Origin of the sequence: Lentibacillus salicampi, assembly GCF_004565465.1 — a bacterium.
GTDB classification, from domain to species: Bacteria; Bacillota; Bacilli; order Bacillales; family Amphibacillaceae; genus Lentibacillus; species Lentibacillus salicampi.
This window is the reverse complement of sequence record NZ_SRHY01000021.1, coordinates 41092-52442: the sequence shown is the minus strand read 5'-3', so window position 1 is coordinate 52442 and position 11351 is coordinate 41092. Positions and strand designations below refer to the sequence as shown.

7 protein-coding genes are annotated in these 11351 nt (G+C 44.6%); 1 reads left to right on the top strand and 6 read right to left on the bottom strand.

Going from position 1 to position 11351, the window contains the following annotated elements:
* Positions 1-38: 38 nt before the first annotated feature.
* Positions 39-3257, bottom strand: coding sequence for a GH92 family glycosyl hydrolase (locus E4U82_RS12180; RefSeq protein WP_209300568.1), 3219 nt, complete (start codon positions 3255-3257; stop codon positions 39-41).
* A 393-nt stretch (positions 3258-3650) separates the two neighbouring features.
* A complete protein-coding gene (manA, locus tag E4U82_RS12175) occupies positions 3651-4607 on the bottom strand; it encodes a mannose-6-phosphate isomerase, class I (RefSeq protein WP_135110459.1) in 957 nt (318 codons plus the stop codon).
* Between the two features lie 106 nt (positions 4608-4713).
* Here manA and E4U82_RS12170 point away from each other — a divergent pair, with 106 nt between their 5' ends.
* Positions 4714-5250 (top strand): GNAT family N-acetyltransferase, encoded by a 537-nt coding sequence (locus tag E4U82_RS12170; protein WP_167751401.1) that lies wholly within the window; start codon positions 4714-4716, stop codon positions 5248-5250.
* Positions 5251-5289: 39 nt separating this feature from the next.
* Here E4U82_RS12170 and E4U82_RS12165 read toward each other — a convergent pair whose 3' ends face one another.
* From E4U82_RS12165 to E4U82_RS12150, 4 genes are all read right to left on the bottom strand, one after another.
* Positions 5290-7269, bottom strand: coding sequence for a fructose-specific PTS transporter subunit EIIC (locus E4U82_RS12165; RefSeq protein ID WP_135110457.1), 1980 nt, complete (start codon positions 7267-7269; stop codon positions 5290-5292).
* 93 nt (positions 7270-7362) lie between these two features.
* Entirely contained in the window at positions 7363-9273 is a 1911-nt protein-coding gene (locus E4U82_RS12160; protein ID WP_135110456.1) for a BglG family transcription antiterminator, read from the bottom strand.
* 112 nt (positions 9274-9385) lie between these two features.
* Positions 9386-10243, bottom strand: coding sequence for an ROK family protein (locus E4U82_RS12155; protein WP_135110455.1), 858 nt, complete (start codon positions 10241-10243; stop codon positions 9386-9388).
* A gap of 268 nt (positions 10244-10511) precedes the next feature.
* A complete protein-coding gene (locus E4U82_RS12150; protein ID WP_245183573.1) occupies positions 10512-11351 on the bottom strand; it encodes a MurR/RpiR family transcriptional regulator in 840 nt (279 codons plus the stop codon).

Genomic DNA, 11351 nt, shown 5'->3' with positions numbered 1-11351 from the left:
AATGACATAAACGTGAAGCTTATTTGGCATACCCTTTTTTAAATCATTTCCATTTTTTTACATAAAAATAGGTTGTAGTGAAATGAAGCGGGATTTTTTGAAATACTTCTGTCCAAGGCTCCTAGTGCACTAAAAATATACCAGGCAGACATTTCGCCATTATCTTCATCACCTGCATACCCTTGGCCGATTTCACTTCCAATATATAACCTGTCTAAAACTTCGCGTACTTTTTCCTGCGTTTTCCAAGGTGTGCCAGCATCATTATACATGTAAGCGATGTGATGGGCAGGCTGGTTACTGTGCCCGTACATACCCATTCTGACATCCCTTGCCTCACGCATCTCGTGAATGAGTCCTCCATAACTACCTGGATAGGCGGCTGTTTCCGGTGTGCTGAAGAATTCATCGAGCTTATCCTCCAAGCCTTTCTTTCCACCATAAAGATTGGCCAGCCCTTGTCCATCCTGTGGCGCATGGAAAGCCATATTCCAAGCGTTTGTTTCGGTATAATCGTGTCCCCATTCAGCTGGATTAAACGAATCTGGTGTGGAACGCCATTCTCCAGACGGCTTCCTTCCATTGAAAAATCCAATTTCAGGGTTGAACATGTTGTCATAATTTTGTGCACGGCTTAAAAAGTATTGATAATCTTCCCCTTTATCAAGGGCTTTTGCTAACTGGGCGATGCCAAAGTCGTTGATATAGCCGTCAAGTGCCCACGACATTCCTTCACCTGTTGACGTGTTTGTGTAGCCGTCAAAAATGGAGGTTTCCATCCCTTTTCTGCCAACATTGTCATTTGGCGGTGCAACGGAGGCATCTTTTACAGCTGACTGATAAAACGCATCCACATCAAAATTCGTAACACCTTTCAAATAGGCGTCGGCAAAAGCAATATTTGCACTTGTTCCTACCATTAAATTAGCATAACCTGGTGAAGACCATCTGGAAATCCAGCCGCCGTCCTTGTATTGCTGAACGAAGCCGTCAATCATTTCACCTGTTTTTTCAGGTGTCAGCAGTGAATATGCTGGCCATGTGGTTCGATAGGTATCCCAGAAACCATTGTTGACGTAAATTTTTCCATCCTTCACAGCTGTACAAGTCTCGGTTGGAGTACTTGATGTGCAAGGATTAAGAGCTAGTTGATCAGCATGTTTGAAAACAGGATTTTCTGCCGTACCAACATTTTCATAGGCTGAATTAGGATAGAGGAACAGCCGATACATGTTGGAATACAGTGTTGTGAGCTGATCTTCTGTTGCCCCTTCCACTTCGATTTTTCCAAGCAGATCATTCCACTTGTTCTCTGCTCGATGTCTGACCGTATCAAACGTATCCTCAGCACTCATTTCCTGTTCTAAATTTTTCTTCGCTTGTTCAACGCTAATAAGCGAAGTTGCAATTTTCATGGTTACTTCTTTATCATCTGCCGTGTCGAATTTGTAATAGGCGGATACATTATCCCTGCCTTCACCCGTTAACTTGCCACTGTCTGTGACGGGGTTGTCAAATGCTGCATAAACAAACATACGTGTCGCACCTGTCGATAAACCGCTTTTCTGATCGGTATACCCGGTTATCGTTCCATTCTCGGGGTTCAGTGTAATCCCGCCATTATTGCTGACATTGTCGAATAAAATATTGGCGTTATCATCTTTAAATGTAAATTTCATCATTGCTGCATGATCAGTTGGCGTCATTTCCGTCTTGATTCCATTTTCAAATGTAACACCATAATAATGTGCCTTGGCGCTTTCATTTTCGTGTTTAAAAGCTAATGCACGCTCCCCGCGATTTGCATTAGGTTTTCCTTCCGCGTCTGAGGGCATCACTTGAAACGTTTGTCTGTCTCCCATCCATGGACTTGTTTCATGGCTTAATGCAAATGCCTGAAGCTCAGGCAGGTTATCGTCATTATTACTTTCATGATAGGAGTAAATCCAGTTTGATCCAGCGTTCGTTACTGGTGTCCAAAAATTAAAACCATGTGGAACAGCAACAGCTGGAAAGTTATTACCCCGTGAAAACGTTCCATTAGATTGGGTGCCTCTGAGTGTATTGACGTAATCGGTATAGTTGTCATATGTCTTCGTTACCGGATTTCCGTCAATCTTAATATCGTCGACGTGACCTTTAAATGTTGCAGGACCTTTCGGATTCTCATAGGCTACCAAAATTCGCTTGATTGTTTTACCTTCCGCGACAGATCCGATGTCTGCATTTTTGAAATTCCACTGATTGGCATACAGCGTTTTCGAATCACCCTGGCTTTGCGGGTCTAATTTGATACCGTGCTGATCTTGAACTTCCAAATCATGCAGATATGTCCCATCAGCAAATGCCAAATCAACCGATGCATAGGTGCTTGCATAATTGGTTTGCTCCTTGTCAGTAAAGGACGGGAAAATATAATAAGACAATGCTGTATCCGCGGTTACTTCAATATCCACATCCAGTATCTTATTATAGGAATATGCCCGGCCATCTGGCAGATGGGATCCCTCATACGAGATTGTATTTTTACCGGTCCAACCGACATTTGCCTTTGCATTATAGGTGCTTGATGGTCCATTACCCAGCTTCGATTTCATATCGGACGCAGGCGGCTCTGGTACATCTACCCCATTTGAAATGGCGAGTTCTGCCAACTGGATTGCGGAATCGCCGCTGTTTTTCGTGATGCTCAGGCGATAGTACTGATATTCCTCCGTGTTTCCAAACTCATATACCTTCCGCTCATAACGGTCACTGAATTCCTGATCTTCCCTCGTATCAAGGGTTGTCCAATTTTCCCCGTCATTTGAGCCAGCAAGTTTCCAATTGCGCGGATCACGACCGGGAAAGTCATTCCCTGATGTTAATGCATATTTCACAACAGCATCCGGTTTCTCCAGCTCAAATTGAATCGTGGCAGTATCTTCAAACGTTAACCATTTTGTCGTTGCGTCACGGTCAATTAATTTTTCCTTTACCTCACTTGGCGGGTTTTCACCGGATACTTCCATGTTCGTAACTTGATCCGTAATATCACCTTGGATACCATCGAACGGAATATTCCCGTCGATTCCAGAAGCCATTTTATTCCCGTCCTCGTCTGTTTCCACGGTATTTTCCCAGTCAAGCTCGGGGTCATCCTGCTCAAACGATGTAAAATAATCGGTTGAAGCGGCTGATACAGTTTGGGCAGGTGGTGTGGGAATAAGTCCAAATAGCAAGATAAAACAAAACAAAGTCGAAAAGTTTTTCTTCACTCGCTTTTAACCTCCTTTAGTCTGATTTTCTGAACAAATTGCTGATGATGGTTACGGCGCATGTTCAGCCAGTATTCAATACGTCTTTATATGATCACCTCCCAATATATGATAGCGATTTCATATGTTCGTTCAGATTCTGATGATGTGGGTATTTGTGTATAGGTAAAACGACACAAATGTTCTATTCGCTAACAACAGTATATAGTCTTTATTTAAAATCTTCAAAATTTATATCTGTACTTTTTTATGATTTTCATCATTTTTTACAGATGTAAAAAAGTGGAAAATATAGAGGGTAGTCATGATATATACTTTCAAACTATAATTTCCTAAACGACAAAAAAAGCCGCTGGTATTATAACCAACAGCACAACGTAACAGACATTTCATTTAAACCCACGACACCACAAACTCAGCTTCACCCGAAAGCTCGTATTGTCCGATTCCATGCGGCAATATAAAGTGTGTGCCCTTTTTAATTTCAAACGGCTTATCGGAGACAGTAAGGAGAGCTTGCCCTTCTATCACACTGACCTGCAGAAATTCCGACGCCATTGTCTGCTCGACTCTGCCAGTCAACTTCCATCTACTCACACCAAAATAATCATTTTCAACGAGTTTTGTCATAGCCAAATCTCCCGAAACGACTTCTTCCTGTTTCAGCTTAGGAATCTGATGCGGAACGTTCGTCACCGCTGCAGCTTTTTCCAGATGCAATTCCCGTTTGTTTCCATCTGCATCTGTCCGGTCATAATCGTACACACGATAAGTCGTATCCGAACTCTGCTGTGTTTCCAGAATAACGATCCCCTTGCCGATCGCATGAATGGTACCGCTTGGGACGTAAACAAAATCACCAGGCCGGACCTTCACACGTCGCAGTAGTTCCTCCCATTCACCACCTGCCATCATCTGCTCTAACTCCCGTTTCGTTTTCGCATGATGACCAAGGATAAGTTCTGAACCGGGTTTCGCATCCAGTATATACCAGCATTCCGTTTTTCCGTATGGAACACCTTCCATTTCACGGGCAAACGCATCATCCGGATGCACCTGTACCGACAAATCATCATTGGCATCTAAAATTTTGACGAGCAGCGGGTAAGCATCGTTATTATCTGCTGATTTATTGAAAAGCTCGCCGTGTAGTTCCCAAGCATCCTTTAACGTCTTCCCCTTCAGTGGCCCGTTTTCAATGACACTCGGACCGTTTGGATGAGCTGAAATCACCCAGGCTTCTCCAGTTTGCTCTGAAGGAATATCATAGTTATATACGGTTTTTAATTTATCGCCGCCCCAGATTTTTTCCTGGAAAACGGGTTGTAAAAAAATCGGTTCATTATACATGCGTTCCCCTCCTGTTCAAATTCTGCCACTTATTATAGCAAACATATCCGTTTCTACACGTGTGGTATAATAAGGCCGTCACTACTATTTTTAGCGAGGTATTATGATGGAAAACTCACCAATCTACATGCTCCATGACTTGAAACATATTCCTGACTGTCCGCTTCCTGACGGGTTTCACTTCAGCCTGCTGCATCATAAAGAAGAAGGTAAACAGTGGGCAAACCTCGTTACAGAAACAGGTGAATTCCCTGATGAAAGCCAGGCTCTTGCGCGATTCGGCAGCGAACTTGCATCAGATTTAAATGAAGCAAAAAAACGCGTTATTTTCCTCAAGACCACAGACGGAAGATATGCCGGCACCGCATCTGCATGGTTTGGTAAATGGGACGACGAAACCATCGGCAGATTGCACTGGGTGGAAATTGCCCCCGCATTTCAGGGAATTAAGCTCGGCAGACCACTGATTATCAAAGCACTTAAACAGCTCAAAATGTATCATGAAAAGGCTTATTTGAAAACCCAACCGGCAAGTCTTGCGGCCATTCATTTATACCTGAACTTCGGTTTCAAACCCGCCATACATACAGCTGACGAAAAATGTGCCTGGAATCATGTGTTTACTCAACTTCACCGGAAATAGTACGAGAATAGGGACAGGGATCACGTCCCCCTGTCCCGATTACTGAATGGCATCAAGCAGTTCGTAAGCCTCTTCTTTTGTATGAGCGTTCATCAACTGTTCCCGGAATGAATCATCCATCAGTTTGCGGGAGAGCATTTGCAGGATTTTCAAATGATCATCGCCTGCTCGTTCTTCAGGTATCGCAATCATAAAGATCAATTTCGCATCGGTTCCATCAAGGCTCTTCCAATCAATCCCGTCAGGACTTATTCCAAAGACGACAGCCGGTTTCTTCACTGCAGCCGATTTCGCATGCGGAATGGCAATATTCATGCCAAGACCGGTTGTGCTTTCTTTCTCACGGTCAAAAATGGCCTGTTTAACCGTTTCTTTTGAAGAAATGCAATTGTCAGCATCAAGCATTTGGACAAATTCATCGACCACTTCTTCCTGTGTTGAACCAGAAACCTTCATCGTCATCAAATTCCGGTTAAGAATATCCGTTAATTTATTAATTTCCACATCACCTTTCGGACCTTTACCCTCCTGTTGAGATCGCCTATTATCACCAGAATGGACAGACGAATCTGTATCATCTAATTCATCCGAAGTCACTTCAGCCCCTTCCGGCGTCACTGCAGCAGGCATCACATCTTTTTTCAAAACGTTAACCAAGAGCGCCGTTACAATCGTACCGACAGTGGCAGCAATGAAAAACATCAGCACATTGTCTATGGCACCAAGAACGGCAACAATAGGCCCGCCGTGTGCAACACGGTCACCGACATTGCCAAGCATTGCAATAACCGATCCGGTCATCGAACCGACCATAATACTTGGGATAACACGGAGCGGGTCCTGCGCAGCAAATGGGATTGCCCCTTCCGAAATACCGAATAATCCCATGGTGAAGGACGCCTTCCCGGTTTCTTTTTCAGCTGGCTGATACTTGCGTTTGTTCAAAAATGTCGCAAGTCCCATACCCAGCGGTGGTGTACAGATGGCAACCGCAATCGGACCCATGATTTCAAAGTTGCCTTCCGCAATCATGGCAGAACCAAACAGGAACGCCACCTTATTGAATGGTCCTCCCATATCAACAGCAATCATCGCACCTAAAATCAGTGCCAGAACAATCGAGCTTGCGCCTTGCATACTTTCAAGCCATGTTGTCAGTGACTCGAAAATACCTGCAACGGGCGCTCCGATAACCGATATGAACAACACCCCGACGATGAGTGATGCGATAATTGGAATAAAGATTATCGGCATTACCGGCTGCACAGCCTGTGGCACTTTTATCTTCTTAATGCCAAGCACAACATATCCGGCAAGGAAACCAGCAATAATACCGCCGATAAAACCTGCTCCGGCTTCACTGCCATAAAAACTTCCCGTATTGGCAATATAACCGCCAATCATACCCGGTACAAGACCCGGACGATCAGCTATACTGACAGCAATGAACCCGGCCAGAATCGGTACCATAAAACTGAATGAGGCATTGCCGATGTTCTCAATCTGTTTCCAAAATGAATCATCCGGTATGCTAATGCCTCCATTAGTCTGCTCGCCGCCAAGTGCTAATGAAATCGCAATCAGCAAACCACCGACGACAATAAATGGGATCATGTAAGAAACACCATTCATCAGGTGCCGATAAATTGGATTTTCTTTTTCCTTGCGCTCTTTTTTCACTTGATCTCCCGACTTTAACTCAGATTGATAAACGGGAACATCATCACTTTGCACCTGTTTGATCAATTGTTCCGGGTTGCGAATGCCTTCCTGCACTCCGACGACAAGGAGCTTCTTCCCGGCAAAGCGTTCTTTGGAGATATCTTTATCACTCGCAATAATAATGCCATCTGCTTCCTCTATTTCTTTCTCTGTGAGTTCGTTTTCTGCTCCAATTGAACCTTGTGTCTCGACTTTCATATCAACGCCCATATCATCCGCCGCTTGTTGCAGATTTTCAGCAGCCATATACGTATGGGCAATGCCGACCGGACACGCTGTCACAGCCAATAGTCGCATTTATGACGCCTCCTTTTTCTATCCTGTCTTTATTATAAAGCGATTTCAGCTAAAAAAATAATTCATTTTTACCGGAATACCGGAAAAAATGAATTATTGTTCGAATACAGTTAAAATATCAGATACGGAGGCAGCCTCGTTTAACTTTTCCACGATGGCGGGATTATGACTGATCGCTGCGATTGTCTGCATAAGCGGCTTGATCATAGTATGATTTTCTTTAGCAATCGCCAGCAAAAACACGACGGAGACCATTTCGCTGCCCCACTGGATCGGTTCCCTTAATACAGCCAGCGATACCACAGACTGTTTCACGAAATCCGGATCAGCGTGCGGAATAGCGACCCCGCCACCGATAGAAGTTGCCGATGTTCTTTCCCTTAACAAAGCGCTGTGGATGAATTTTTGTTCAGCAAATCCCTTTTGCACTACATTATTTGCAAGCATTTCTACAATTTCAAATCGATGTTCCAAGTTCATTCCCAGAAAAACAACGTCTTCAGTAATAAACCGCCTGGGATCTGCCATCGTCGCGTTTTTCTCTGCTCCTTTTGGTTCGATTGATTGCAGGAACTGGTTCAGCCGCTTCTTATCCTCGTGTTCAAGGAGGGGTGACACAACGACAATCGGAATGTCCGAAATATCTATGTCCGTCGTGGAAATGATCATGTCCGTCTCATGTTTCTGTAAAAATGCCGGCAACTCTGATTTACTAATACTTCCGAGCATTTCAATTCCCTGATAGGACTGCTCCAGTTTTGCCTGAAGTAAGTGAGACATTCCAATCCCAAGGTCACACACAATCACAGCCCGCTTAACGGACGAGCGTTCCGTTTGCATCCGTTCAATGGACGCTTGAAAATGCAGCACAAGATAAGCAGCCTCATCTTCCTGTATATTCAGATGATAGGTTTCGTTTATTTTTTCAACCGCCAGGATGACCATACTGAACATATAAGGGTATTTCTTTTTGATATCTGATAGCATCGGGTTTCTAATCGTAAGCCCATATTTAATACGGTGAATAGCTGAAGCAAGGTGCGTTTTCAAACCATCCGTCAACACTTCGTCATCCTGGAAACGCTTCATGGTCATACGCTGCAGCTGTAACGTTATCTGCCGCACAACACCTGTCAACAAGCCATCCGTTGCTTTCCCGGCGTGTTCATTTCTACAGCTTTCCAGGTGCCAGGTAAAATAAACATACTCAGCTTCCGGAAACGATAGCCCCAAAGCATCTTCCAGTCGTTTCATCAACCATGCTGTCATATGATAGCTATCCAGCTTTACACTGGCGCCGTCTTCTGAGTCTCCCAGTAAAATCGGTGAACGTTGACGTGTACGTTTAATCATAATCAAAGCATGAACCTGCAGACTTTCAAATTCGCCCTCTGACAAATCAATCGGATATTGTGCCTGCAAATCCCGCAGCAGCTTTCTGACCGTCGTGATTTCAGTCGGCGGAAACAAATGCAGGACCCGCTCCCGTTCCCGTGATTCAGTGAAGATTAATTCTGACAAATTGGCCAGCGCGTTCCGTTTGTTCAGTTCCTTCCCTTTAACCACATGGCCAAGCCGCTGCTTTGAGACCAGCTCCAGATCATAACCTTCCAGCCAGCTGGCAATTCTGTTAAGTTCACCTCTGACTGTTGTTCTGTTCGTAAAATGTTTCTCAGCCAGATCTGCCAACGTCAGCGGTTTTTCACTCACAAGCAGCTGATACGCTAACTCAAGCAGACGATCATCTCCGGATGTGTCTGACTGGTAGATATCATTCAATAACGTTGCCCGGTCCGCTCGATCGATTGAAAGCAAGACACCACTCCCCCGCTTGCGCTGTAATACCGCAGAGGGAAATCCATTAAGCTGCTTTTCTATGTTGTTCAAATCATTCCGCACCGTTTTTTCCGAGCATCCCAGTTCATCTGCCAGGTTCTGATTAGGCATGAAACGGTCCAGGTTAGCCAACAAAATACGCAACAGTTTTTTTTGCCTGTCGTTCATTAAAAACACCGTCCACCATTTCCAAAGTCCTATTTTTATTATAGCTGAGATTGTATACTCAGGCAATCAAATAGGAAAAGGAACAAGGTATCTGGTACTTTGCTCCGCCTCATTAAACATTTCCAGCAGCCAGCGCTATCGCCCCTTTCACACCCTGTTCATCATCCAAGGCAGGAGCAGTGATAAATTTGTCCATCTCCCCAACATCTACGTAACCATTCAGAAGTCTGGAAACCTTTTCGCGGATTAGCGACAATAGCAGCTTTTGCTTCATCACTCCGCCGCCTAAGATAATTCGCTCGGGAAATAACACCAACGTATAGGTAACGATAGCGTGTGCCAAATAATGTGCCTCAAGTTCCCACACATAGGGGTGGTCGTCCAACAGGTGTCCTTTCCTGCCATGCCTTTCTTCAATAGCCGGTCCCGAAGCCATACCTTCCAAACAATTCCCGTGATATGGACAGACACCTGTAAACGGATCCGTCCCATGTTTAGGCACCATAATGTGCCCCATTTCCGGATGACTTTTTCCCTGAAATGTTTGGCCATTCTGCACCAGTCCTGCTCCGATGCCTGTTCCAACTGTAATGTACAGGCAGCTGTTCACATCAATACCGGCACCATGATGGTATTCTGCCAAACATGCCGCATTGACATCTGTATCGATATAAACGGGAATTTCATAATCAGCCTGCAGCCGACCAAGCAGATTAAAGTGCTTCCAGGCCGCTTTTGGCGTGTTTAAGATCGTACCATATGTACCACTGTCTCTGTTCAAATCAACCGGACCAAAACTTCCGACACCCAATGCATCCAGATCATATGCTGAAAAAAATGCCTTCACTTCCTGAAGGGTCTCTTCCGGTTCGCGTGTTGGTATACTTTGCTTGGCCCTTATTTCTCCAGAACCATCACCAACCGCACAGATGATTTTCGTGCCTCCTGCCTCGATTGCACCTATTAACATATACTCCCCTCGCCCCACTTTGATAGTCAGCTACCACCATTCGTTGAAATACTGACCCCTCAACAGGTGGTGCTGTATTAAGTATACCGCAACCACCAATCACGAGTCATCACTGGGATTCCGGTATGGACCCATGTTGATTTTACAAATTCGGCTTGTTCTCCGATATATTCATTGTATTCGGCGACGTCCCCCGTAAAATCGGACTCATTGAGACTGCTACCTCACACCACAGGGTGCAGTCAACCCAATCCTCTTCCTCCCAAATTCAATACAATTTACGCGCCGTATTCTTGCTTATGCCCATTTTGACTTTCTCGGCTTTTTCGTAATGTTTGATGGTAAGTCCTGTGCATACAAGATCAATCAGGAATAATTGGGACACTTTGGCCACAAGTGAACCGCTGTCCAGTGGGCTTTCTTTGGCAGATGAAAGCAGGACATGATCGGCATATTGCGTCAGCGGTGATTTGATATAATTGGTTAATGCAATAACGGTTGCTTCTTGCTGCTTGGCAATTTCGACTGAATCGACGATATCTTTTGTACTGCCGGTGAGACTGACAGCAATGACGACCGTGTCACTATTCATTGATGAGGCTCGCATAAATTGGAAGTGGGGATCGGTCACAGCGCTCACATGCTTGCCGATTCGCATGAGCCGGTTTTGCATGTCGAGAGCTGCGATCCCGGAAGAGCCAACACCAAAGAGTACGACATCACACGCGGCGTCAATCGCGTCAACACATTTCTGGAGTACTTCATAATCAATAATTTCATGTGAATTTTCAATGGCTTGTACCATATTAACCTTGATCTTATCTGCGTAGGTTTCGTCGTGATCATCATCGTCATGCACGGTCACTTCCTGGGCGTAGAGGAACTTAAAATCCTGAAAACCTTTGAATCCCAATTTGCGGAAAAAACGGAGAACGGTCGCTTCAGCAACACCGCTTGCTTCCGATAATTCGGTTAATGAATGATACAGAACCTCCTGGCTATTCGTCTGAATATAGTGATATATTTTTTTCTCAGACTTCGTAAAACTATGTTTATGCTGTTCCATTGTTATCGATGGTTTGATACCATTCAATTGATTTTTAGCCAC